The following is a 23,804-nucleotide window of genomic DNA, read 5'->3' as shown; positions in this document are numbered from 1 at the left end:
ATGAATATCGCCACTGTTATTGCTGATTCTGCTGCCGCTCAGGCGGCGGTCATTCGTACTGACGCCGAGGCATTGGCGTGCGCTGAGCGGCTTGCCCAGCAGTTTGACCAAGGCGCTGCCGAGCGCGACCGTGAGCGTCGCCTGCCCTATGCCGAACTGGCGGCATGCTCGGCGTCTGGGCTATTGGGCATTACGGTGCCACGCCGTTTCGGGGGCGCCGAGGTGTCCAGCGCGACACTGGCCAAGGTTATCGCGCGCATTGCCCAGGCCGATGGCTCCTTGGGGCAGATCCCTCAAAACCACTTTTATGCACTGGAGGTGCTGCGGGTAAACGGCAGCCAGGCCCAGCAGGCCCGGCTGTTCAACGAGGCGTTACAAGGCCACCGTTTCGGCAATGCCCTGGCCGAATTTACAGGTCGCGATTCTCAGCAGCGCAGTACACGCCTGCTTAAAACCCAAGAAGGTTGGTGGGTACAGGGGCAGAAGTTCTATGCCACCGGCGCGTTGTTCGCCGACCGAGTGCCCACTTCCGTTATCGATGAACAGGGTGTGCAGCACCTGGCCTTTCTACCGAGGGCTGCACCCGGGTTGCAGGTGATCGACGACTGGTCTGGCTTTGGCCAGCGTACAACCGGCAGCGGCAGTGTGCGGCTGGACAACGTCCCGGTGGCGCCCAACGACGTGGTGCCTTTTCAGGCCGCCTTCGAGCGGCCCACCAGTGTGGGCCCGTTCGCCCAGATTCTGCATGCCGCCATCGACATCGGCATTGCCCGGGGTGCCTATGAAGCCACCTTGGCCTTTGTACGCGAGCGCGCCCGCCCCTGGCCGGATTCGGGGGTAGAGGCCGCCCATGACGACCCCTTGACCCTAAGTGACATTGGCCGGGTTGCTTTACGCCTGCATGCTGCCGAAGCGGTGCTGGAACGTGCCGGGGGCTACCTGGACGCCGCCCGGGCCGCCCCTGATGCGCAGAACGTAGCAGCGGCCTCGCTGGCCGTGGCGACTGCCCGCGCGTTGGGCACCGATATCTCGCTGCTGGCGGGCAACAAGCTGATCGAGCTGGGCGGCGCTCGGGCTAGCCTGGCCGAAGACGGCCTGGACCGGTTCTGGCGCAACGCACGGGTGCATACCCTTCACGACCCGGTGCGCTGGAAATACCACGCCATCGGCAACTACCACCTTAACGACCAGTTGCCACCGCGCACAGGTTACCTCTGACAGGAGCGGCCAATGGCGCGCAAACAGGTGCTGCTCAACGCGTTCAACATGAACTGCGTGGGCCATATCAACCATGGGCTGTGGGCCCACCCCCGAGACCGCTCCAGCGATTACCACAGCCTGGACTACTGGACCGAACTGGCCCAACTGCTGGAGCGCGGCTTGTTCGATGGGCTGTTCCTGGCCGACATCGTAGGGGTGTATGACGTCTACGAAGGCAACGTGGACCTCACCCTCCGTGAAAGCATCCAGCTGCCGGTGAACGACCCTTTGATGCTGGTCTCCGCCATGGCCGCCAGTACGCGCCACCTGGGCTTCGGCGTCACCGCCAACCTGAGTTATGAAGCGCCGTACCTGTTCGCCCGGCGCCTGTCCACGCTGGACCACCTTAGCCGGGGCAGAATCGGTTGGAACATCGTGACCGGCTACCTGGACAGCGCAGCCAGGGCCATGGGCCGGCCGGGCCAGGTGGAGCACGACCGTCGCTACGACCAGGCCGATGAATACCTGGACGTGCTGTACAAGCTCTGGGAGAGCAGTTGGGCGGACGATGCCGTGATCGGGGACCGGGAGCGCCGTGTCTATGCCCGCCCTGAGCGGGTGCGCCCCGTACATCACAACGGCGAGTTCTACCAGGTGGAGGGCTATCACCTCACCGAACCGTCCCCTCAGCGCACGCCCGTGCTGTTCCAGGCCGGCGCTTCGGCACGGGGCCTGCGTTTTGCCGGCCAACACGCCGAATGCGTATTTATCATGGGCCAGGACCGGAACAGCGTGCGCAAGCAGGTGAGCGCGATCCGTCAGGCCGCGCAGGCGGCAGGCCGCGACCCTGAGGCCATCAAGGTATTTATGGGGATCACCGTGGTGGTGGGTGCTACCGAACAACACGCCAAAGAGAAACATGCTGAATACCTGCGCTATGCCAGCCCCGAGGCGGGCCTGGCACATTATGCAGCGTCAACCGGAATCGATCTGTCACGGTATGGCCCGGACGAACCCATCCGCGCCCAGAAAACCAACGCCATCGAGTCTGCTGCCAAGGCGCTTACCCATGGAGGCGACTGGACCGTACGGCGGATACTTGAACAGAATGCCTTGGGGGGGCGCTACCCAGCGTTGGTGGGCAGCCCAAGTGCTGTTGCCGAACAAATGCTGGACTGGGTGGATGACACTGGGCTAGACGGCTTCAACCTGACCCGTACGGTAACGCCTGAAAGCTATGAGGACTTCATTCGCTGGGTAATGCCAGAACTGCAGAACCGGGGGCGTTACAAAACTGCGTATGCTCAGGGCAGCCTGCGTCACAAACTGTTTGGCGCAGGCTCACGCCTACCCGTGCAGCACCCTGGTGCAGCCCACCGGTTTGTGTAAGGCATACAGGAAGCGCCTGAGCGCGCTATCCTGCCTAGGCTCAAGGTAGTAGCAATAACAAAACGCCAGTTATTCGCTGGCGTTTTCGTTTGAAACCAATGGGCGCGGCGTCAAGGTGTCTTGCTCAACTCTTCAGCTAAAACAGCTTTCATCACTTGATAGGTGAGGTTGCCGATTGTCCAAGGCTTGGGCAGGAAGGTGATGTCGTCACCGATGTCTGCTGTTTCAGGTGTTTCATGGCCCGACATTACAATGATGGGCAGTGCCGGCCATTCGGTATGCACTTGCCGAGTGAGCTGTGCACCGTCCATCGTACCGGGCATACGGATGTCCGTAATAAGCAAATTGACGTTTACCCCTTCACCAAAGGCCTTCCAGGCATCGTCGGCCGTTTCGTAGTCCACCGTGGCAAACCCCTCCGACTCGAGGATCTCGCACACGAATTCGCGAATGGTAGGTTCGTCTTCAACAACCATGACCAAACCTAGACTCACTTTGTTGTCGGGCGCAGAGATGGAAGATGGGGAATTGAGCATCATGGTGTCCTTGGCAATGATCTTGGGCTTGGCTGCCCATACTCCCTTCGTCACTCAGAATCAAAGATGATTCAGTCACCCGACCCACCCCATTCGACGAACGGTAGTTTTGCCAGCGCCTTTCAGAGCAATTACTTACGCAAGTTTCCCACCTGGCGACGTCATTGCACGGCGGTGTGAGCCATAGGCCAGCACGCATTAATGTGGCTGCAGACCGCTTGTCAAAGCAAGACGGTGCTCTCATGCTGCACAGGCCTCCCTATGGAAACGCCTGCTATGAACATCATCAATGCCCGCCTGCGTCATGCCCAAGGTTTGCATACGGTCGAGTGCCTTGATGGCCGGATTGCCCGCGTCACACCCCAGGCCGACCTCCTCGGCTTGCAGCCGGGCAGCCTCGACGCCCAAGGCCTGCTTTTGATCCCGCCCCTGGTGGAACCTCACATCCACTTGGACGCGGTGCACACGGCCGGGCAGCCGCGTTGGAACTTGAGCGGTACGCTGTTCGAAGGCATCGAATGCTGGAGCGAGCGCAAGGCCACCATTACCCATGAGGACACCAAGGCGCGTGCTCACAAGGCCATTCGCCTGCTGGCCGAACATGGCATTCAGCATGTGCGCACCCATGTGGATGTGACCGACCCTACCTTGGCCGCCTTGGGCGCCTTGTTGGAGGTACGTGAAGAAGCCCGTCACCTGGTGGACCTGCAGATCGTCGCCTTCCCGCAGGAGGGTATCGACTCGTTCGCCAATGGCCGTGCGCTGATGGAGCGGGCCATTGACATGGGGGCTGATGTGGTAGGCGGTATTCCTCACTTCGAACACACGCGGGAACAAGGCGTCAGTTCCCTCCGCTTTCTCATGGACCTGGCCGAACGCCGAGGCTGCTTGGTGGATGTGCACTGTGATGAAACCGATGACCCTCATTCACGCTTCCTGGAAGTGCTGGCCGAGGAAACCCGTACTCGCGGCATGGGCAGCCGGGTGACGGCCAGCCACACCACTGCAATGGGGTCCTATGACAATGCGTATTGCTCCAAGCTGTTCCGACTGCTGCGCCTGGCTGGCCTGAGTTTCATTTCCTGCCCTACCGAGAGCATTCACCTGCAAGGGCGCTTCGATACCTTCCCCAAGCGGCGTGGTATCACGCGCATTGCTGAGCTGGACCGTGCGGGGCTGAACGTGTGCCTGGGCCAGGATTCGATTCAAGACCCCTGGTATCCCTTGGGCAACGGCAACATTCTGCGGGTGCTGGACGCCGGTTTGCACATTGGCCACATGATGGGGTTCGAGGACCTGCAACGGTGTCTGGATCTGGTCACCGACAACAGTGCCCGCGCGTTGGCTTTGGGTGACCGTTATGGCATCCAGGCCGGCCGGCCGGCCAACCTGGTGCTGCTGGATGCAGAGAACGACTACGAGGCCGTGCGCCGGCAAGTGAAGCCACGCTGGTCGATACGCAACGGCACCCTGCTGATGAAGCGCGAGCCTGAGCGGGTCGAGCTCCTGGTCTAGAAGCCTGGCCAGGTTCGGGGCCAGAAACTTTGCCCCCCTGTTGGCGGTCTGTCAGGGGACTGTTTTTCGGAGCCCTACCCCTGTGCCTCGTTTCCTTGCCGCCCTGCTGTGCGCCCTGCTCGCCTTCCCTGTTTTCGCCGACGCGCCCGCTGCCGACCAGCAGCCGGCTGAAAAGGAGGTGTTGGTAGAAGGCGGTTTGCTGGGCACGCTCACTTCCAGCCTTGACGATGTGCAGGACAAGCTGGACCTCAACGATCACCTGGTAGACACCTGGCGGGTGCGCACCGACCGTGCTGCCGCAGAGGCCAGCAAGCTGTTCGACCCCCAGACCAACGTGTCTGGGCTGTCCCTGACGCGGGACTTTCTCATCCTCAGCCTGACCTGGATCGCGACCTTCTTTGTGCTGTACACGCTTGCGCGGGTAATGTGGTCACGGGTAGGGAAACGTGGTTTCCTCCACCGGCGCCAGCGCCTGCAAGGCGTACTGGGCTATCTGCTGCGCTTTACCGTCCCGGCGTTGCTCAGCTTCGGCCTCACACTGCTGGTCAGCCGTCATCTGGTGCCGTCTGACGCCCGCGCCCTGGCGCTGTGCCTGGCCTATGCCACCAGCAGTGGCCTGTTCTCCACCACCATGATCCTGTGCGCCGTCACCCTGTTCAACGTGGGCCACAAGCGCACCGCTGTGCATGCATTACGCCGAAGCGCACCGCGCCCCTTGTTCGTGATCGGGTTTCTAGCGGCCTTGGGTGATGCCCTCACCAGCCCCCAGATCGCCCGGCAACTGGGCAGCAACCTCACTGGCAGTATTGCGGTGGTGGTAGGGCTGGTGGCCACGGTGGTGTTCGCCGTACTGGTGCTGCGCATACGCCGCCCCGTGGCCCACCTGATCCGCAACCGCAGCTACCCTCAGCGTCGTGACCACCGGGCTGTGCAGGAAACCCTGCGGGTGTTTGCAGCGGTATGGTATTTGCCGATTCTGTTGATGATTCTGGTGTCGGGCATTCACCTGATCGGTGCCGGTGAGCAGAGCCAACAGGCCCTGCAACGGGCGTTGATGAGCACCGTGCTGCTAGTGGGCGCTGTTTTCGTCAGTACTCTGATGCACCACGTGCTCAAGCCACAGACCGCCACCAACCCGGACCACAGCCGCCCGTACGTGGAACTGTTCCGCAGCCTGGGCCATGCCCTGTCCCGGATCGTGATCGCCATTGTTTTCATCGAATTGCTGGCGCGCACCTGGGGCGTGTCAGTCTTGGAGTTTGCTGCACGCAACAGTGTAGGCCGAGCCATCAGCAACTCCCTAAGCAGCATCGGTTTGATCCTGCTGGTGACCTGGCTGGTCTGGGTGGTGATCGATACGGCCATCCAGCAGGCGCTCAAGCCCGCGATCGGCAAGCGTGCGGCTCGCCAGCCCAGCACACGCATCAAGACCATCCTGCCAATGCTGCGCAACGCCACCAAGATTGTGCTGGTGGTGATCGGCACCATCACCACCATGGCCAACCTGGGAATCAACGTGGCACCGTTGCTGGCCGGTGCGGGGGTGGTAGGCCTGGCCATTGGTTTTGGCTCGCAGCAATTGGTCCAGGACGTGATCACCGGGCTGTTTATCCTTATTGAAGACACCATCGCCATTGGCGATTGGGTGGTGCTGGACTCAGGCCATGCGGGCACCGTGGAAAGCCTGACCATCCGGACCCTGCGGCTACGCGACGGCAAGGGGTTCATACACTCGGTGCCCTTTGGCCAGATCAAGGCCGTCACCAACCAGTCCCGCCAGTTCGCCAATGCCTTTTTCTCGGTGCAGGTGACCTATGACAGCGATGTGGACACGGCGCTGGCCCTGATACAGCAGGCTGCTGACCAGATTGCCGAAGACCTCTTGCTCAAGACCAACCTGCAAGGCCCACTGCAGGTATTCGGCGTGGACAAGATGGACCTCAATGGCATTACCCTTACGGCACAGTTCCGCACCAGTTCCGGTGGCCAATACGCCGTAGGCCGCGCCTTCAACGAAAAACTCAAGAAGCTGGTAGATGGCGTGGACAACGTGCGTTTTGCGCAGTACTACCTGCCCCCTGTGCCGGTGAAGGCATAACGCAGTAGCGCACAGACCTGCGGGGCTATTACCATGGCAGCCCCGCCTGCTGCTGTAGAGAGACCCATTCGATGGCCACAACCCTGCTGGTGCTCAACGGCCCCAACCTGAACATGCTCGGCACCCGTGAGCCCGCCGTGTATGGCAAGGACACCCTGGCCGACGTGGAAGCCCAATGCCGTGCCGCCGCCCAGGCCCATGGCCTGGAGCTTGAGTTCGCCCAGACCAACCATGAAGGCCAGATGATCGACTGGATACACCAGGCCCGCGGCAGGGTTGCCGGGATCGTGATCAACCCAGCGGCCTGGACCCACACCTCTGTTGCGCTGCACGATGCCCTGGCTGCGGCAGAAGTACCGACGATTGAGGTGCACATCTCCAATGTGCACAAGCGTGAAGCTTTCCGCCACCACTCCTATGTGTCCCTGGTGGCCATAGGCGTGATCGCGGGCCTGGGCACTCATGGCTATACCTTGGCCATCGAGCATTTCGCCAAGCTGCTGAAGTGACGCTGGGGCAGCTGCCCGGCCAAATGGCCTTGCGGCGCCCTTCCCGCCTACCCGACCTCGGGACCGCACGATGACCCTACCTGCCGCTCCACCGCCTCGTGAATCATTGCGGCACAAATTGCTCAAAGGCGGCGCAGAACCCGACCCGCGTTTTACCCTGGCCAACGAACGCACGTTTCTGGCCTGGATACGCACGTCTCTGGCGCTCATGGCCGGCGGCATTGCGGTTGAAGCCTTCACAGCCCAAGTATTTGCGCCCGACGCCCGCAAGGCGTTGGCGGTGCTGTTGCTCATGCTAGGCCTGTTGCTGAGTGCCAGCGCTGGGGTTCGCTGGCTGAACGTGGAGCGCGCCATGCGCCATGGGCACCCGCTACCCGTTCCACTGATGGTCCCGCTGCTGTCACTGGGCGGTGTGTTAGCCACTGCGGTGCTGCTGGCATTCATTGCGCTGCACCCGGCATGAACCTGCTAAGCCGCCCCCATGCCGATGTGGGCCTGCAGCCAGAGCGAACCTGGCTGGCGTGGCGGCGCACATTGCTGTCACTGGTGGGGGCAAGCCTCTTGTTCCTGCGCTGGGTCCCCCACCATGGAGCCTTTGCCTTCGTACTGGTAGGGGTGGCGCTGGCCGCTGCCCTCGGCATTGGCGCTCGTCAACAGCGGCGTTACCACCAGGGCATTGCGGCTATCAACAGCGGAGCGCCTGCTGCGCCCATCCTTGAGGTGTTTGCCTTAGCCCTGGCCTGTGCGGTGCTAGGGCTGCTAGGGCTGTATGCCGTACTGGTTTTGTAGGGGCGCCTCACGGCGCCACCGTGTTTTTTTGGCTAGGCCGGATCGTTCGCTTCGCGTTCGGCGTCGGCCTCGAATAGCCTGGCCAGCTCTGCACGGGCTTCCTGGTTGCTCTGAATAATCTTGGCATCATCGTCATAGACCCGATGCTGCTCCTTGAGCACCGCCTGGTCATGGAGCTGGAAGCGCTTGATACGGGTTTGCGCCTGGGCTTCGCTCAGGCCCAGCCCAATCAGCGTGCGGCGGCTCATTTCCAGGCTGGAATAAAAGGTTTCCCGCACGGAGTCCGCGCCCAGGTTAGTCAGTTTGTGCACATGCTGGCGGTTGCGGGCGCGAGCAATGATCTTAAGGTGCGGGTACAACCGCTTTACCAACTCGGCCGTCTTAATGTTGGTGTCTGGGTCGTCCGTGGCAATCACAAAGTATTCCGCTTGGTCCACCTTAGCCGCCCGCAGAATCTCGGCACGCAACGGGTCGCCATAGAAGACTGGAAGCCCGGAAAAGCTGCGCGACAGCTCAATACTTTCAACCGACGTATCCAGGGCCACAAAGGGGATTTTCTGAGCGCGAAGTATACGCGCAACGATCTGCCCCATTCGCCCCATGCCGGCAATCACCACACGTGGCGCATTGGCATCGATGTTGCGGTATTCGTCCGGGACTTCCACAGGTTTTTCCGGGCGCTTGAGCAACCGCCCAGCGGCCAGCAGCAGCAATGGCGTAACCGCCATGGACAAGGTAATGGCAAGCACCAGCAGGTCGTGAAGGCGGTCATCGAACAAGCCACTGTCCCGGCCCAGCTTGAAGACAACGAATGCGAATTCACCGCCGGTGGCTAGTACCAGCCCCAGGCGTAATGCCGAACTTCCTGACAAGCCGCCAGCATAACGGCCAAGAGCCGCCAGGAGCGGTAGTTTCAGCCCTAGCAGCAACAGCGTAAGGCCCACCACGGTTACCGGCTCGGACAGCAGCAGCCCAAGGTTGGCGCCCATACCGACGCTGATAAAGAAAAGCCCCAGGAGCAGGCCTTTGAAAGGCTCGATCTGGGCTTCCAGTTCATGCCTGTACTCAGAGTCGGCCAGCAGCAACCCGGCCAGGAAGGCCCCCAGAGCCATGGATACGCCTACCTGGTCCATTAGCCAGGCAGTACCGATCACCACCAGCAGCGCAGTGGCCGTGGACACTTCTTGCAGCCCGGTCTTGGCGACAGCGCGGAACACGGGCCTCAGCAGGTAGCGCCCACCCACCACGACCACGGCGATGCTGCCTAGCACACGCAACCCATGTTCCAGGCTTGGAGGCTGGTGGCTGGCTGCGCCGCCCGCCAGGATAGGTACCAGGGCGATCAAGGGGATGGCGGCAATGTCCTGGAACAGGAGAATGGCAAACGCTAACCGCCCATGAGGGGCATTCAGCTCATGGCGTTCGGCCAGGCTTTGCAGACCAAAGGCCGTGGAGGATAACGCAAGGCCCAGGCCCAGAATGACTGCGCTGTTGAGGGGCAGGGAAAAGCCGAACAGCGCTACAGCGCCGATCACACAACCGGTGACCACCACCTGTGCGAGCCCTACACCAAACACAGCCTTTCGCATGACCCATAAGCGCTTTGGGGACAGCTCCAGGCCAATGATAAACAGCAGCAATACCACGCCAAGTTCGGACAGGTGATTCAGGCTCTGGCTGTTGCCCACCAACCCCAGTACGGCGGGGCCTATGGCGACCCCTGCCAGCAGGTAGCCCAGTACAGCACCCAATTGAAGCCTTTTGGCCAGCGGGACCGCCAATACAGCGGCCAACAGGAACACCACAACGGCGCCCAGCAGATTGCCGTCATGCGGCATGCGATACCTCTCTTAGTACAGTTCCGATTTAGTACGGTTCCAGCGTATGTTGGCACGCGCCTTTTACGGCGCGAGGTGTCTAGCTCTCTGGGCGACCTATGTGTTTGACCACTTCGAAGATCACCTTATTGATATCGAAGGGCTTGTCGAAGACAACGTTGAACAGGTCGGGGCTGGCTCGCCCAATGCTGCCTTGGGCTCCGCTCATCAGGAACACAGGCAAGTCAGCGAAAGCAGGGCGCTGGCGTACAGCGCGGGCAAACTCCAGGCCATCCATCACTGGCATCATGAAGTCGGTGATCACCAGGCTGGGGCGCTCGCGGTCCAGTACCTCAAGCGCCTTGCGACCGTTGCCCGCCTTGACGACCATGTAGCCCTCATCCTCCATCGCAAACCCGAGGATATCGGCGATCAAATACTCGTCGTCGACTATCAGGATTGTCGTCATTTTCGGATTGGCTCAATCAACATCAGTGACTTCTCGGTGAGGCGCTGCCCGTCAGCACCGCCTCTACCTGTTTGAAGGCCTTCGTGAACTCCAGGCCCTGGGTGCCGATCACCACCTCGAACAACGAGGGGTCGTACAGGCTGTCCCTGACCTTAAGAATGGTCATCATTCGCTTAAGTTCAGACGCGTATTCAACGAAGCGCAGTACCAGGATGTTGTCTACCACACTGGACATGTCCGGCACGGGCGATCGGATCTCCGGGCCGATGATGCCTTGCATCTCGGACGTGACCAGCACCGTTACCCCTCGCGAACGCAGCTCACACGTAAGGCTGCTGAAAAAATCGCTCAAACGCGCCGGGTTGGTGGTCACGCGGGTCATGCCACCCAGGCTGTCGATCAACAGCCGCTTGATGCCATGGGTTTCGACTTCAGCCAGCACCCGTTGCCCCAAACCGTCAAGCAACCCCTCGGTAGTGGGCTGCCAGCAGATATGAAGCGCACCACTGCGCTGCATGGCGTCGAAATCCAGCCCCAGGGATGCGGCTTTGATCGCCAGGCGCTGGGGGGTTTCGTAAAAACCGAAATACAACGCGGGCGCCTCGGGGGTGGCCTGGGCTAGAAACTGAATACCCAGGGACGTTTTCCCGACGCCTGGAGGCCCCATGGCAATGGTTGCAGAGGCACGGGCAAAGCCACCGCCTATGATCTGGTCCAGGCTGGGAACGCCGGTGCTCACACGCGTATTGTCCGCTTGGTCAGGGCCGGACGGGGTGCTGTACAGGCTCTCAAGGCGCGGGTAGATCACCAACCCGTCGTCAGTGATTTCGCAGTCATGCAACCCTGAGAGGGCCCCACTGCCGCGGGTTTTGCGTAACTGTATACGGCGTACGGAACGCACCCCTTGAAGTTCTTCGCCCATTTCGATCACGCCATCGACCATGGTGTGCTCGGGGCTACCGTCATCCAGCCTTGAGCTGGTGAGGAACAGCACGGTACAGCCGGCAAACGCCGCATGCCCTTGAAGCTCGGCAATGAATTTCTTGGTGTCCAGCTGTGACTCGGCCTTGGTGCGCGCGTTGAGCAGGCCGTCCACCACCAGTACCGTTGCCTTTTGACGGGCAATCTCGCGACGCAACAACTTGACCACTTCCTCTAGCCCTTCATTTTCAAGAGTGTCGAAGGCACTGACGAACTGAATCTGATCACCAATGAGCGAGCGGTCGAAAAATTTGAGCGTAGAGAGGTACTGGAACAGTCGTTCGTGAGACTCGGACAACAAAGTGGCAACCAGTACCTTCCCGCCGTTTCGGGCATGGTTGAAGCTGAGTTGGTTGGCCAGGATAGTCTTGCCCGACCCTGGGCGCCCCTGCACGATATAGGAGGCCCCAGCGACCAGCCCTCCCTTGAGCAATGCGTCAAGGCCTGCTATTCCAGTCGCGAGGCGTTTTAGCTGTTCCAATATCAACCTGCCTGTAAGTAATGTACTGCTGTTCCGGTCCGGCGTAGGCGCCTGCCCGCCGGTGTGAGATAGGTGAATTCTATACCGTGCTACCCGGCCACATATAGTAGTACTGCACGTGCAGATGGAATAGGTGGGAGTGGGTGGTGTACACGGTTTGGCCACCTGGGCGTCATTAAGAGCAAGTGCCAACATCCGGCCCAACTAACCCGGCGCTGGGCAGTCTCAAAACCACATCCCGTTTTGAATGAGTCCTGATGAGTTTTATCACTGCAATTGCCATATTGGGGGCGGTGCTGCTCTTGCTGGCCCTGGCTTCGGCCTACCTGCGCTGGCTGCCGGTCACCACCAGTGCTGTGTGCCTGCTGGTTGGGCTAGGTATCGGCCCTGTGGGGCTGGGTATCGTCAACCTGGATATTCGTGAGTCTACCCACTGGCTGGAGCGGCTGACCGAAGGTGCCGTACTGTTTTCGCTGTTTGGCACAGGCATCAAGCTGCGCCTCACGTTCGGGCGAAGTGCTTGGCGATGTGCGTACCTGCTGGCCGGGCCGGTGATGGTTGCCTCAATCGTCGGTGTAGCGGTGGTGGCCCACTTCGCCCTTGGGCTGGACTGGGGCGTGTCCATGCTGATCGGGGCCATGCTGGCGCCTACGGACCCGGTATTAGCCAATATGGTGCAGGTGAACAGCGCGCAGGACTTCGACCGTGTTCGATTTGGCTTGTCTGGCGAGGCCGGCCTCAACGATGGTACCGCGTTTCCCTTTGTACTCTTCGGCCTGCTAATGATTGGCCATGGAGGCTTCGAGGGCGGCTGGGTGACCCACTGGGTGCTCAAGGACGTGATCTGGGGCGTTGCAGGCGGCCTGATCATTGGTTACGGGCTAGGCCGGCTGGTCGGCCAACTGATGATATTTCTGCGTGTCCGCCATCAGGACAGCACCTTGTCGCCCAATGACTTCCTGGCGCTGGCGCTGATTGCCCTGGCCTACTCCATTGCCTGGTACCTGGGCGCCTTTGGTTTCCTTGCTGTCTTTGCCGCAGGCCTAGGGCTTCGCCAGGCCGAGGCGCAGTCCACCGGTTCGGACGTGCCTTCCGAACACCTGACCCACACGATTACCGGGCACCATGAGTTGCCTCCCGAACACGCCCTTGCTGGTTCGGTAGACGAGTTGGCCCCTCCTCAAGTGGCCGCAGGCGTGATGATGAGCGACATCATGGCCTTTGGCAGCCTGATCGAACGTTCCATGGAAGTGATGCTTATTACCTTGCTCGGCGCCCTGCTGTGGGGGTACTGGGATTGGCGTGGCGTAGGGCTGGGCCTGGCACTGTTTGTGGTCATTCGCCCTTTGGCCGTATGGGCGCTGGGCGGGAGCCGGGCATTGCTGAGCGGGCACCAGCGAGCCTTGCTGGGTTGGTTCGGCATCCGCGGCATCGGCTCCATCTATTACCTGTGCTTTGCGCTGCAGCACGGGCTAGGTGATGAGGTGGCCCGTACCTGCACCAGCCTCACATTGACCGTAGTTGCCCTGAGCATCGTATTGCACGGCGTGAGCACCCAGCCTCTGCTGGACCACTATGAGCGGCGCAACAGCAAAGCGGTAGATTAGGCACTGAGCAGTTTTGCAACGTCCTGGTAGGTCGATGTACGGGTAAATCGGGTTTCGTTCAGGTAGGGGCCGAAATCTTCTTCGCCGTACCCGGCCACCCACACCCCGGCTGCCAGCCCTGCCTCCACGCCAGCATGGCTGTCTTCTATTAAGAGGCACTGATGGGGCGGTAGCTGCAGCACCTTCGCTGCCTCCACGATAAGCCCCGGTGCAGGCTTCCAGGCCTGAACCTCGTACGCGCTCACGATGCGGCCGTGGAAGTACTCAAGCAGGCCAGCTGTACCCAGGCAGGTTTCAATTTTGACACGCGGCCCATTGGAGGCCACGCACTTGGGCACGTGCAGGCTGCGCACAAATTCCAGCGCGCCGGGCATGGGCGCCATGCCTTGGGCAAAGCGGACCAGGCTATCTACACGAAATTGGCGCATGAAGGGCTCAGCTTCAAAGCCAGGATATTCCTCGGCCAGGCGGGCCGCGAATACTGCAAACTGCACGCCTCGGAAACGATCGAGCACTTCGTGTTCAGGCAGGTCGATACCTCGGCTGGCCAGCATTTCCCACAATAACCGGGCAGCAATGCGTTCGCTGTCTACCAGTGTGCCGTCTGAATCGAAAATCACGCCTTTGATGTCCACACGCAGTGCTCCCTGTATTGGCCAGGAGGGTGTGACAACGCAATGGGAAGTCCGTTGCGTACCCCGCCTTCACCACACACCTTGGGCGTTAATGAAAGTCCCGGCTCCGCACCTCCAAGCCAGACAACAAGCGCGTCATGTCTATCAAGTTGCGTGCCACCAGGTGGCAGACCTCTCCCTGGCGCTCAAACCGGCCTTGCACCTGTAGCAACCGGGCGCCGACCAGTGCCTTGCGCTGGCGCTCGGCCAGGTCGCGCCAGACGATCACGTTGACCATGCCGAATTCGTCCTCAAGCGTTACGAACGTGACCCCACTGGCCGTGCCGGGACGCTGCCGGCTGGTCACCAAACCCGTCACGCTAACGGAGCGGCCATGGGCCAGTGTGCTGAGTTCCCGTGAGCTACGGCACCGCCAAGGCTTGAGTGACCCGCGCAACAATGCCAAAGGGTGGGTGCCAAGGGTAGTGCCTATGGCCGCGTAATCGGCCAGCAGGTCCTCGCCCACGGTGGGCATTGGCAGCAGGACGTCGGGCTCTGGCAGGGGCGCTATGCCTGAGAACAGCGGCAGTTGCTGCTCGACGCTGGCCACGTCCCAGCGTGCACGGTGGCGGTGCCCAGCCAGCCCTTGCAAGGCACCTGCATCGGCCAGTTGTTCACAGCTGCGTTGGCACAGGGCGGCCCGGGTGGCCAGGTCCTGAAGGCTGCTGAACGGTGCACAGGCCCGTGCCTGGCTGATGCGCAAGGCCGCGCTTGCCTGGAAGCCCCGGATCATCCTTAACCCCATGCGGATGGCAGGCTGAGCCCCACTGCCCGCTTCCAGCGTACAGTCCCACTCGCTATAGCGCACATCCACAGGGTGCACCTGAACCCCGTGACGGCGGGCGTCCTGGAACACTTGGTCGGGGCTGTAGAACCCCATGGGCCAGCTATTCACCAAGGCACAGGCGAACGCTGCAGGCTCATGGCACTTCAACCAGCTGCTGGCATAGGTGAGCAAAGCAAAGCTGGCTGCGTGGGACTCGGGAAACCCATAACTGCCAAAGCCTTTGATCTGTTCAAAAACGCGTTGGGCGAAGGCCTCTGTATAGCCATTGCGCAGCATGCCCTCGCGCAGCCTTACCTGGTGAGCGCCCATCCCGCCATGGCGCTTCCAGGCCGCCATGGCACGGCGCAGCTGGTCAGCTTCGCCCGGGGTATAGTCCGCTGCCACAATGGCGAGCTGCATCACCTGCTCCTGAAACAGCGGCACGCCCAACGTGCGCTGGAGCACTGCCTCCAGGGCTGGAGAAGGATAATCCACAGCTTCTTCGCGGTTACGCCGCCGCAGGTAGGGATGCACCATGTCCCCTTGGATGGGGCCAGGGCGCACGATGGCCACCTCAATCACCAAGTCGTAAAAATTCTGCGGCTTAAGGCGCGGCAGCATGGCCATTTGCGCACGTGACTCGATCTGGAATACCCCCACGGTGTCGGCACGGCCAATCATCTCGTAGGTGGCAGGGCAGCCCTTGGGGAGCGTTGCCAACGTATAGTGCTCACCTCGGTAACCTTTGATCAGGTCGAAACACCGACGCAGGGCACTGAGCATGCCCAGGGCAAGCAAGTCCACCTTGAGCAACCCGACCTGGTCCAGGTCGTCCTTGTCCCACTGGATCACTGTGCGGCCTTCCATGGCGGCGTTTTCCACAGGCACCAGCGTATGCAACGGGTGCTCGGAAATCACGAAGCCGCCGGGGTGCTGAGACAGGTGGCGGGGAAAACCGATCAACTCTCCGGTGAGCACTAGCACCCTGCGCAGGATCGGGTTCTCTGGATTGAACCCGGCTTCGACCAGGCGTTCAGGCGATGGCAGCGTGTCACTATGGCGCCCTGCACACGCGGCCAAGGCACTGATCTGGTCGGGAGGCAGCCCGAGGGCCTTGGCTACATCACGCAGGGCACCGGCCGCACGGTAGGTGCTAGCGATGGCGGTGAGCGCTGCACGGTCACGGCCATAGCGGCTGAACACATACTGGATGACTTCTTCTCGCCGGTCGTGTTCGAAATCCACGTCGATGTCGGGGGGCTCATTGCGCTCGCGCGAAATGAAACGCTCGAACAGCAGCTGGGTTTGCGCAGGGTCAATGGCCGTGATGCCCAGTGCAAAGCACACGGCAGAATTGGCCGCCGACCCCCTGCCCTGGCACAGAATGCCCTTGCGCCTGGCAAAGTCCACAATGTCGTGCACGGTCAGAAAGTAGGACGCGTAGGCCAGGTCGGCGATGATCGACAGCTCTCGTTCGATACTCTCCAGCACAGCCGCCGGCGCACCGGATGGCCAGCGCCGGGCCATACCGCGTTGCGTCAGTTCACGTAGCCAGCCGTCTGGGGTATGACCGGCCGGCACCACTTCGTGAGGATAGTGATAGCGCAACTGGTCGAGGTTGAATGTGCACTGCTGGGCGATGCACAGGGTTTCTTCAAGCAGTGCGGGCGGGTACAGCTCGGCCAGTTGCGGCAGGCTGCGCACGTGCCGCTCGCCATTGGGAAATAGCCACGCGCCCGCCTGGGCTACCCCCAGATGGTGGCGGATGGCGGTGAGGGTGTCCTGCAAGGCTCGGCGGCCCCGCGCATGCATGTGTACATCACCACTGGCTACGCAACGAACACCTAGCTCATGACCCAAGCGTTGCAGGGCTGCCAGCCGTTGCGCATCGTTCACGCCACGGTGCAGTTCCACTGCTAGCCATAGCCGGTCGCCAAATAGCGCCTTCAGCCATTGGCCATGGCTGACCTGGGGCGCTGAAGGCGGTAACCAGAGCGCCAGCAGCCCAGCCAGGTCTACACCGTGGTAATCGGCAGCCAGGGCCTGATAGGTGCCTTTTCCCGCGCGCCGCCTGGCCAGGGTGATCAAGTGACACAGCGCTTGGTAACCGGCCATATTTCGCACCAGCAACACCACGCGGGCGCCGTTATCAAGCATGAACTCACTGCCTACTATCAAGGGTAACTGGCAGGCCTGCGCAGCCTGCCAGGCACGTACAATCCCGGCCAGGGTGCACTCATCGGTAATGGCCAAGGCCGAGTAGCCCAACTGCTTGGCACGGGTGAACAGCTCAAAGGCCGAGGAGGCGCCGCGCTGGAAGCTGAAGTTTGACAGGCAATGCAGCTCGGCATAGCGGGTCATCCAAACCACCCTTGCAGCCACCAGGTGTCTTCACCCAGTGCTTTGTAGGCCCAGGCCTGCCGACCACAGGCCAGCCGTAGGCGGTAATAGTCGCGGCGCACATCTTTACCGTCCCACCAGCCGCTTTCTATTCGCTCCGGGCCTGCTACCCACTCCCAGCGGGTGTCGGGCAACAGCTCTGCCGAGGACAGCAACCAGCCAGGGCGCAAAGGCGCCGCCGGGTCGAGCGTAGCGACCGTGGCATAGTCTTCAACCGACCACGCATGCTCGGGCCGGTGATCGGCGTGGGCGCGCAGGCTACCTACGGCAGCGTCGCCTAGCCGTGCACGCAAACGCTCGCATACGTGTTCCCAATTTTGCGTAGCGGCTGACCGTGTGTCGAACAGCCCCTGAACCTTGGGCACATACGCCGGCAGCTCCAAGGCCAGCAAACGCATACTGCGCACGGGGCGGGTCACCTGCACAGGCTCCAGGCGCCCGCGTGCCAGCTCGAACAGCAGGCCAGGGTTACGCTCCGGCGACAACAGCCCTACAGGCACTGCCGTGTCGCTGCCCTCGGCGTGCTCCAAATGCACCACGAACCGCTGAACGCCCCCATCCCGTGCGGCCAGGTACACCCCCAGGTCATCGACCAGGCGTCGCAGAGGAAACAGTAAGGCTTGTGTGGATTCCACATCGAAATTGAACTCGACGCGGCTATCGAACCGTTCAGGTAACGCGAAGTACTCAAGGGCCAGAGGGTGCAGGCCCTGAATCAAGTCCAGCTGGCGCACGACCTGAGGAGGGAACCTACGGGCCAGTGCCGTGCGTTCCAGTGCAAGCAATTGCCCCAGCCTGCGAAGGCCCATGCGCATCAGGGACGTGCTGTGAGCCTTGGCCAAGCCAATACGGTCTACAGGCATGTCTGCCAACACCGCCTGCAAATGGCTAGGTGAGGTAATGGCCGCACCGTCCTGCAGGTTGGCCAGCATGCGCGCGGCCACGGGGTTGGGGGCCAGGGTGATGCGGTGCGTGAACCCCATGGCGCCCAGTTCGTTTCGCAAGCGTGCTTCGAACGCCGGCCACGGGCCAAAAAGCCCCATTCCGGAGCCGACCTCGATCAATAAGGCACGGGGGTAATGCAGGCTGACCTGGGAACTGAAGCCGTAACCCCACGCAGCCAACAGTTGGAGGGCCTGCTCCACTTGGGCCAGGTTGTAGTCGACAAGCTGGAAATCATGGCTCAGGGCCTGTGCTGTACTCAGGCTTTGGCCTGGGCGCAACCCCAGCGCCCGAGCCGCTTCATTCACCGCCTGCAGCACACGCCGTTGTGCCGGGCCATTGGCGAGCGCCAAGGGTAGTGTGGGGTTAGGCCGGCCCCGCAGCGCGACGTCCAGCGCCAGTTGGGGGAGCAGGACACAGGCCCAGAGCATGGCCATTTCAACCGCAGCTCGACCAGGCAACTGAGCGCGCCGAGGGCAACCCACCTCGGCATTTGAGGACCGTCCAGCGGGCAGGCGACAGTGTGATCGCAATGCGCAGGGCCGCTGGCGATGGGTTAATGGCCGCCTGGCTGCCACGCAATGCAAAGCCCAACGCCTGGCCAGTTTCAGCGGCAACCTGAAGGCGCCGCAGCGCCCGTTCATCTGCTTGCCCAACCCAGCACACCACTGCCGCACAGCTGCCTGAACGCAGGCATTGCTCGGCTGCCCACAGGGCCTCTTTGCCCTGGGCACTTACCAACGTGATGCCTTGAAGGTTCACCCCGGCCGCTAGCCAGGCCTGTGGGTATGGCACGAGAGGCGGCGAAACCAGCACGACCCGCTCACCTGCAGCCGTGAGCCGGGCCAGTGTGGGCCATAGCAGGTTCAGTTCACCGCTCCCGGTAGCGGGTATGAGGATTTCACTCAAAGCATTGGCTGGCCAGCCTCCCAGGGGCAAGGCACTGTCCAGTTGAGCATGCCCCGTAGGTTGGACAGGGCAACAGGTTGTCTCGCCGGAGGCAGACCGCCCTTTCCACACGCGGCGGCTATCGAGCAGCCCCTCCAGGCTGACAACCGTGTTGCTCACCGCCGAACCAACCCACAGAAGATACCTTCGATCACGAAGTCCCGATCCAGGCCTACCACAATAGGCTGGTAGGCAGGGTTACGGGGCAGCAGACGGATACCTTGTGCGTGCTGCTCAAAGCGTTTGATGGTGACTTCACCCTCCAGCCTCGCAACGACGATCTGCCCGTTTCGCGCCTCGGCCAAGCGCTGCACGCCCACCAGGTCGCCGTCCAGGATACCGTCTTCCACCATCGAGTCCCCGTGCACCTCCAGCAGGTAGTCAGGTACGCGGGAAAAGAGCCGCACGTCCAAGGCGAGGCAATCGTGCAGGCCAGCATCCGGATCGATAGGCCGGCCTGCCGCAACCCGGCCTACCAGCGGCACTTGCACCAACTCGGCCTGACCGGCCTGGCTTTTCAGGCGGATGCCACGTGCCTGGTGGGCCTGGACTTCGATATGCCCGGCTTCGGCCAGTGCCTGTATATGCTTGCGCGCCACACTGCGCGAGGCGAACCCGAACGCCTGACTGATTTCAGCCAGGCTTGGGGGTTGGCCCTGTAGCGCGATGCGCTCGCGGATAAAGGCCAGAATGGCGCGGCGACGAGGAGTAAGGGTTGTGGTTTTCATGGAGTACATTTGTACTCCAGCCACCTGATCTTGGCCAGCTCTTTTTATCGGCCCAGGCACGCCTGGGCTTTGGGCGTGTGTCGGGCTTTGGTCAGCACCACTGTGGAAGGCTGGCAGATAGCGGCATGTGCCGTACAACTGCACAACGCAGGCAGGCCAGCCTTTGCGGCCCAGGGGGTACGGGCTGGCTGGGCATACAACCGCCGCAGTGCAGCAAGGGACAGCCCTGAAATACGTTGCAACCAGCGCACGTCTTCTGCGGCAATTGCATGGCCCTCCAAGGCCTGGCGCAGTGCGCATTCGCGCAACGCCTGGTCAGGGTGGCAACGCTCCAGGAACAGTTTCAAGTAGGCGCCTGCCCCTGAAAATGGCTGGAAAAGCACGCAGCACAATTGCTCCTCGCTCATGCCGTATCGCTCTTCCACATGGCGCCGCAAGCGGCACTCCTGATTGGCCATGGCGCGCTCACCCAGGCAGGCCGTACGCAGGGCAGCCAGTTTTCGAGCAGGCACGCCCTCGCGGCGAAGCTGCTCGAGCCTGGGCCTCAACCAGGCGCCAAGCCCGGCGGCATAGTGGTCACCCTGGTAGTAGCAGACACTTAGTGCGGTAAGGTGCGCGCCGAGCAAGGCGTCTTCGCAGCCCATGAGCCCATGCCGCACCGAGAACGGATCAAGGTGCATGCCCAGGCATTCCGTAGCCAGCTGCCAGCGCCGCTTGTGCGTAGGGGGTAGGAACTCATGCACCGATAAAGGCATGGGCACATTAACGGACAGCCGCCCGCCGGAGGCCCGCCCTTTGTAGAGCCCAGCCAGGCGCGGCAACCAGGTGGGGCATGGCACACGCTCATGAACGCCAAGCGCGCCCGCCGACCTTAGCAGGCGCCGCGCGTGCAGGCCCTGACGCAATAGAAAACGTTTTGGCTGGGGAGTAACCCATAGGTCCCCTGGCGCGCCTTTCTCCAAAGCACTCCACAGCCAGTGGGCTGATGCCAGCAGGCAAACGTCACGGGGCTGTGAGGACGCTTGAGCGGCGCCACCCAGGGTGATATGCAGCAGTGCCAACCCCTGCTGGCCTCGGCCTTGGCTGACCATCATGCGCTCGTAGGGGAAAAGCCCCGTATCGCTGACACCTAATACCTCTACACGCGGGTCTTCGATCAGAAACAAGGTCGCCATTACCCGTTCAATATTGCCATCGTCTACAGGGGTCAACCCTGGCATGGCGGGAATCACTACCTTGAGCCTGAAGGTCTGGTTCCGCGCCTCGGCCAGCAACAGCTGCACGCCTCGCAGCAACGCCAGTGCCAGCAGGCCATCGCGCTCACCTGAGCACAGCACCACCAGCCGGGCCTTGGCCAACTCAGGGAAACGGTGGCTGATATGTTCTGCAAGCCGCAGCATGGCCAGGCGTTGCCCCTCTCCCTGCGTATTGACCAGGCGTTGCAATACCTGCCGATAGATGCTTTCCAGGGCTTGCTTGTGCATTTCGGTCATGGGGTTCCTCCTTCGCAAGCCGCCCAGGTCCGGGCGGTCATTTGGCGCTGCGAAGGATAGCCCTGAGGGTGTAGGCAGGCAGCTTGCCACAGAGGCAGTTTAGCGAAGGGGAATTCCTGACAACCTGTAGGAATGCCCTGAAAAGGTTAACCATTCCAGGGCATGCGAGGCGTTGGAGCCGGGAAGCACAACGCCACTACTGTGCGGTGATTTCCAGCACAGCCCGCCCGCCGCAGGGGCAATCGTCCATGTAGCGGTGGGCCTGCACAAACTGCTCGAAGGGGAAGACACGAACGGCCTGGGGCGACAGTACCCGGTCCGCCGTCAACTGGTTAATCTGCATCAGCGCCTGGCTGACCGCCTCGCTATCCTGTGCAATACCCAGCTCCGGCTTGCCCGTAAAGTTACCCAGGCAGTGCACGTGGAACTGAATGTTTTTCTGAAACGCCGCACAGGCGGGGAATGGGGTCTGGTTTCCCCCTTGCAAGCCATAGAGGATCAGGCTGCCGCGTGGTGCCAGCACATCTCCCATCATGGACATCTGCGGGCCACCGAGGCCGTCGAAGACCATGTTCACGCCTTTGCCATCGGTGTATTTATTGATCTGCATGAGCAGGTCCTGCTCATCGGTCACAATCACCTTGTGGGCACCCAGGGCCAGCAACGGCTCGCGCTGAGCCTCATTGCGCGTCGCCGCAATCACCTTCACGCCCAGTGCATTGCCCAACTGCACAAAGGCAGGGCCCGAGCAGTGGCTGGCATCGGTGATCAGCGCCGTTTGCCCAGGCTGGGTACGTGCCAGCTTCACATAGGCAAACCAGGCCACAAGCAGCGGCGTGTAATGGACCGCTGCCTGGGCAGGTGTGAGCAGCTCGGGGTAGCGCGTAAGGGCTGCTGCCGGCATGAGTACGCACTCACCACAAGCCGGGTATTCGTTGGCACTGGTCGCGGGAAAGCTGGCAACACGGTCACCGGGCTTGAAACCCTCTACGCCCTCGCCTATCGCGCTTACAACGCCCGCCATCTCCTGGCCGATACCTGCCGGCAAACGGGCCTGCGAAGGCGCCAGGTTCTGCCGCCAGAGCACGTCGAACCAGGAAATACCGATGGCTGAAACCCGCACCTGCACTTCGCCAGGCCCAGGCAGCCGCGTCTCCAGCGCTTCGCACTTGAGCACTTCGGCAGGGCCGAACTTGTGAAAACGGATTGTGCGGGACATGACGAACCTCGTCTGATCACTTCTATTACCACGTAGGTTATCCGGGCTTTACCCGCATCGCTACCGGGGGACATTGATAGTCAACATGCCTAATATTGATCCCCGATTCAATGGGTATGACGCAGGATTAATAAATCCCGTGCACCTTGGGAACCAATCCCCGTACTATTCCACCGCCCCATAACCTGCCAGAGCGATGCAGATGAATCGCAACGACCTTCGCCGTGTCGATCTGAACCTGCTGATTGTCTTCGAAACCTTGATGCACGAGCGCAGCGTCACGCGAGCTGCAGAAAAGCTCTTCCTAGGGCAGCCTGCCATCAGTGCGGCCCTTTCGCGGCTGCGCAGCCTGTTTGACGACCCTCTGTTTGTGCGCACAGGCCGCAGCATGGAGCCGACGGCACGGGCCACCGAAATTTTCGCCCTGCTCTCGCCTGCCCTGGACTCCATCTCTACCGCTGTGAGCCGGGCGGCCGACTTTGACCCGGCCACCAGCACCGCTGTGTTCCGTATCGGCCTGTCTGACGACGTCGAGTTTGCTTTGCTGCCGCAACTGCTCAAACGGCTGCGCGCCGAAGCACCCGGTATCGTGCTGGTGATACGGCGGGTCAATTACATTCTGATCCCGGCGCTGCTGGCCTCTGGGGAAATCTCCGTAGGGGTCAGCTATACCAGCGAGCTGCCTGCTAACGCCAAGCGCAAGGTGTTGCGCCGTAGCCGGCCCAGGCTGTTGAGGGCCGACAGCATGCCTGGGGCCATGAGCCTGGACGACTTCTGCGAGCGGCCGCACGCGCTGGTGTCCTACGCCGGTGACCTGAGCGGCTTTATCGACACCACCTTGGAAAAACTGGGCCGCAAGCGCCATGTGGTGCTGGCGGTGCCGCAGTTCAACGGCCTGGGCACCCTGCTGGCGGGCACCGATATCATTGCCATCGTGCCGGACTACACCGCCGACGCCCTCACCGCCGCCGGCGGCCTGCGCGCCGAAGACCTGCCGCTGGACATCCAGACCTTCGAGCTGCACATGGCCTGGCGCGGCGCCCAGGACAACGACCCAAGTGAACGCTGGCTGCGGGCGCGGTTGCAGATGTTTTTTGGGGATCCGGAGAGTCTGTAGCGGCCGTCTGGTGGGCTGTTTATCTGATCATGTCTGCCTTTTCATAGACTCTGGAGATCCATCCATCGATCGTTTCCCGAGAAGTGGTGTAACTCATCCTTCCGCGCTACTGATCGCCCTCCCCGG

At 61.8% G+C, this 23,804-nt stretch carries 20 protein-coding genes; 9 read left to right on the top strand and 11 right to left on the bottom strand.

The genetic code is table 11. From position 1 onward, the window contains the following. Complete coding sequence (locus tag HBH25_RS02505; protein WP_168081149.1) at window positions 1-1,218, top strand: SfnB family sulfur acquisition oxidoreductase; 1,218 nt, start codon at window positions 1-3, stop codon at window positions 1,216-1,218. A 12-nt stretch (window positions 1,219-1,230) separates the two neighbouring features. Next, entirely contained in the window at window positions 1,231-2,589 is a 1,359-nt protein-coding gene (locus tag HBH25_RS02500; RefSeq protein ID WP_168081147.1) for an LLM class flavin-dependent oxidoreductase, read from the top strand. Window positions 2,590-2,699: 110 nt separating this feature from the next. Here HBH25_RS02500 and HBH25_RS02495 read toward each other — a convergent pair whose 3' ends face one another. Then, a complete protein-coding gene (locus tag HBH25_RS02495; protein WP_324616843.1) occupies window positions 2,700-3,179 on the bottom strand; it encodes a response regulator in 480 nt (159 codons plus the stop codon). Between the two features lie 222 nt (window positions 3,180-3,401). On the opposite strand from HBH25_RS02495, the gene codA reads away from it, so the two are divergent. The 5 genes from codA (at window position 3,402) to HBH25_RS02470 (ending at window position 8,036) form a co-directional block, all read left to right on the top strand. Beyond that, complete coding sequence (codA, locus tag HBH25_RS02490; protein ID WP_168081456.1) at window positions 3,402-4,640, top strand: cytosine deaminase; 1,239 nt, start codon at window positions 3,402-3,404, stop codon at window positions 4,638-4,640. Between the two features lie 82 nt (window positions 4,641-4,722). After that, a complete protein-coding gene (locus HBH25_RS02485; protein WP_168081145.1) occupies window positions 4,723-6,738 on the top strand; it encodes a mechanosensitive ion channel domain-containing protein in 2,016 nt (671 codons plus the stop codon). Between the two features lie 71 nt (window positions 6,739-6,809). Then, entirely contained in the window at window positions 6,810-7,247 is a 438-nt protein-coding gene (gene aroQ, locus HBH25_RS02480; RefSeq protein WP_168081143.1) for a type II 3-dehydroquinate dehydratase, read from the top strand. Between the two features lie 70 nt (window positions 7,248-7,317). Further along, window positions 7,318-7,710, top strand: coding sequence for a YidH family protein (locus HBH25_RS02475; RefSeq protein ID WP_168081141.1), 393 nt, complete (start codon window positions 7,318-7,320; stop codon window positions 7,708-7,710). Next, window positions 7,707-8,036 carry a DUF202 domain-containing protein gene (locus tag HBH25_RS02470; protein ID WP_168081139.1) on the top strand — a complete coding sequence of 110 codons (330 nt, stop codon included), beginning with the start codon at window positions 7,707-7,709 and terminating at the stop codon, window positions 8,034-8,036. The genes HBH25_RS02475 and HBH25_RS02470 overlap by 4 nt, the downstream gene beginning before the upstream one ends. A 32-nt stretch (window positions 8,037-8,068) precedes the next feature. Here HBH25_RS02470 and HBH25_RS02465 read toward each other — a convergent pair whose 3' ends face one another. The 3 genes from HBH25_RS02465 to HBH25_RS02455 all read right to left on the bottom strand — a co-directional run bounded on the left by HBH25_RS02465 (window position 8,069) and on the right by HBH25_RS02455 (window position 11,787). Beyond that, a complete protein-coding gene (locus HBH25_RS02465; protein WP_168081137.1) occupies window positions 8,069-9,874 on the bottom strand; it encodes a monovalent cation:proton antiporter-2 (CPA2) family protein in 1,806 nt (601 codons plus the stop codon). Window positions 9,875-9,953: 79 nt separating this feature from the next. Then, window positions 9,954-10,322, bottom strand: a complete 369-nt coding sequence (locus tag HBH25_RS02460; protein ID WP_168081135.1) for a response regulator — start codon at window positions 10,320-10,322, stop codon at window positions 9,954-9,956. A gap of 22 nt (window positions 10,323-10,344) precedes the next feature. Next, window positions 10,345-11,787 (bottom strand): ATPase domain-containing protein, encoded by a 1,443-nt coding sequence (locus HBH25_RS02455; protein ID WP_168081455.1) that lies wholly within the window; start codon window positions 11,785-11,787, stop codon window positions 10,345-10,347. Between the two features lie 254 nt (window positions 11,788-12,041). On the opposite strand from HBH25_RS02455, the gene HBH25_RS02450 reads away from it, so the two are divergent. Beyond that, window positions 12,042-13,391 (top strand): cation:proton antiporter, encoded by a 1,350-nt coding sequence (locus HBH25_RS02450; protein ID WP_168081133.1) that lies wholly within the window; start codon window positions 12,042-12,044, stop codon window positions 13,389-13,391. Here HBH25_RS02450 and HBH25_RS02445 read toward each other — a convergent pair. The 7 genes from HBH25_RS02445 to HBH25_RS02415 form a co-directional block, all read right to left on the bottom strand. Then, window positions 13,388-14,026, bottom strand: a complete 639-nt coding sequence (locus tag HBH25_RS02445; protein WP_168081131.1) for an HAD family hydrolase — start codon at window positions 14,024-14,026, stop codon at window positions 13,388-13,390. The two genes, HBH25_RS02450 and HBH25_RS02445, sit on opposite strands and share 4 nt — an antisense overlap. Window positions 14,027-14,114: 88 nt before the next feature. Further along, complete coding sequence (locus HBH25_RS02440; RefSeq protein ID WP_168081129.1) at window positions 14,115-17,192, bottom strand: error-prone DNA polymerase; 3,078 nt, start codon at window positions 17,190-17,192, stop codon at window positions 14,115-14,117. Then, window positions 17,189-18,604 carry a Y-family DNA polymerase gene (locus tag HBH25_RS02435; protein ID WP_168081453.1) on the bottom strand — a complete coding sequence of 472 codons (1,416 nt, stop codon included), beginning with the start codon at window positions 18,602-18,604 and terminating at the stop codon, window positions 17,189-17,191. The genes HBH25_RS02440 and HBH25_RS02435 overlap by 4 nt, the downstream gene beginning before the upstream one ends. 7 nt (window positions 18,605-18,611) lie before the next feature. Then, entirely contained in the window at window positions 18,612-19,241 is a 630-nt protein-coding gene (gene imuA / locus HBH25_RS02430) for a translesion DNA synthesis-associated protein ImuA (RefSeq protein WP_168081127.1), read from the bottom strand. After that, window positions 19,238-19,858 carry a transcriptional repressor LexA gene (gene lexA, locus HBH25_RS02425; RefSeq protein WP_168081125.1) on the bottom strand — a complete coding sequence of 207 codons (621 nt, stop codon included), beginning with the start codon at window positions 19,856-19,858 and terminating at the stop codon, window positions 19,238-19,240. Before lexA ends, imuA begins: the two co-directional genes overlap by 4 nt. 35 nt (window positions 19,859-19,893) lie before the next feature. Then, complete coding sequence (locus tag HBH25_RS02420; RefSeq protein WP_168081123.1) at window positions 19,894-21,342, bottom strand: hypothetical protein; 1,449 nt, start codon at window positions 21,340-21,342, stop codon at window positions 19,894-19,896. 196 nt (window positions 21,343-21,538) lie between these two features. Next, window positions 21,539-22,561, bottom strand: coding sequence for a zinc-dependent alcohol dehydrogenase family protein (locus HBH25_RS02415; RefSeq protein WP_168081121.1), 1,023 nt, complete (start codon window positions 22,559-22,561; stop codon window positions 21,539-21,541). A gap of 202 nt (window positions 22,562-22,763) precedes the next feature. Between HBH25_RS02415 and HBH25_RS02410 the strand changes: the two genes are divergently transcribed. Beyond that, a complete protein-coding gene (locus tag HBH25_RS02410) occupies window positions 22,764-23,678 on the top strand; it encodes a LysR family transcriptional regulator (RefSeq protein ID WP_168081119.1) in 915 nt (304 codons plus the stop codon). Window positions 23,679-23,804: the final 126 nt, after the last annotated feature.

The organism is Pseudomonas quercus, from assembly GCF_012033695.1.
Taxonomy (GTDB): domain Bacteria; phylum Pseudomonadota; class Gammaproteobacteria; order Pseudomonadales; family Pseudomonadaceae; genus Aquipseudomonas; species Aquipseudomonas quercus.
This window is presented reverse-complemented; position numbering and strand designations above follow the sequence as displayed.

Excerpts from the sequence above, each read along its gene's own strand:
- aroQ (WP_168081143.1), top strand. The coding sequence starts at position 6,810 with ATGGCCACAACCCTGCTGGTGCTCAACGGCCCCAACCTGAACATGCTC.
- HBH25_RS02500 (WP_168081147.1), top strand. The coding sequence starts at position 1,231 with ATGGCGCGCAAACAGGTGCTGCTCAACGCGTTCAACATGAACTGCGTG.
- HBH25_RS02475 (WP_168081141.1), top strand. The coding sequence starts at position 7,318 with ATGACCCTACCTGCCGCTCCACCGCCTCGTGAATCATTGCGGCACAAA.
- HBH25_RS02435 (WP_168081453.1), bottom strand. The coding sequence starts at position 18,604 with ATGCTCTGGGCCTGTGTCCTGCTCCCCCAACTGGCGCTGGACGTCGCG.
- HBH25_RS02450 (WP_168081133.1), top strand. The coding sequence starts at position 12,042 with ATGAGTTTTATCACTGCAATTGCCATATTGGGGGCGGTGCTGCTCTTG.
- HBH25_RS02460 (WP_168081135.1), bottom strand. The coding sequence starts at position 10,322 with ATGACGACAATCCTGATAGTCGACGACGAGTATTTGATCGCCGATATC.
- HBH25_RS02420 (WP_168081123.1), bottom strand. The coding sequence starts at position 21,342 with ATGACCGAAATGCACAAGCAAGCCCTGGAAAGCATCTATCGGCAGGTA.
- HBH25_RS02415 (WP_168081121.1), bottom strand. The coding sequence starts at position 22,561 with ATGTCCCGCACAATCCGTTTTCACAAGTTCGGCCCTGCCGAAGTGCTC.
- HBH25_RS02505 (WP_168081149.1), top strand. The coding sequence starts at position 1 with ATGAATATCGCCACTGTTATTGCTGATTCTGCTGCCGCTCAGGCGGCG.
- codA (WP_168081456.1), top strand. The coding sequence starts at position 3,402 with ATGAACATCATCAATGCCCGCCTGCGTCATGCCCAAGGTTTGCATACG.
- HBH25_RS02410 (WP_168081119.1), top strand. The coding sequence starts at position 22,764 with ATGAATCGCAACGACCTTCGCCGTGTCGATCTGAACCTGCTGATTGTC.
- lexA (WP_168081125.1), bottom strand. The coding sequence starts at position 19,858 with ATGTACTCCATGAAAACCACAACCCTTACTCCTCGTCGCCGCGCCATT.
- HBH25_RS02465 (WP_168081137.1), bottom strand. The coding sequence starts at position 9,874 with ATGCCGCATGACGGCAATCTGCTGGGCGCCGTTGTGGTGTTCCTGTTG.
- HBH25_RS02470 (WP_168081139.1), top strand. The coding sequence starts at position 7,707 with ATGAACCTGCTAAGCCGCCCCCATGCCGATGTGGGCCTGCAGCCAGAG.
- HBH25_RS02440 (WP_168081129.1), bottom strand. The coding sequence starts at position 17,192 with ATGACCCGCTATGCCGAGCTGCATTGCCTGTCAAACTTCAGCTTCCAG.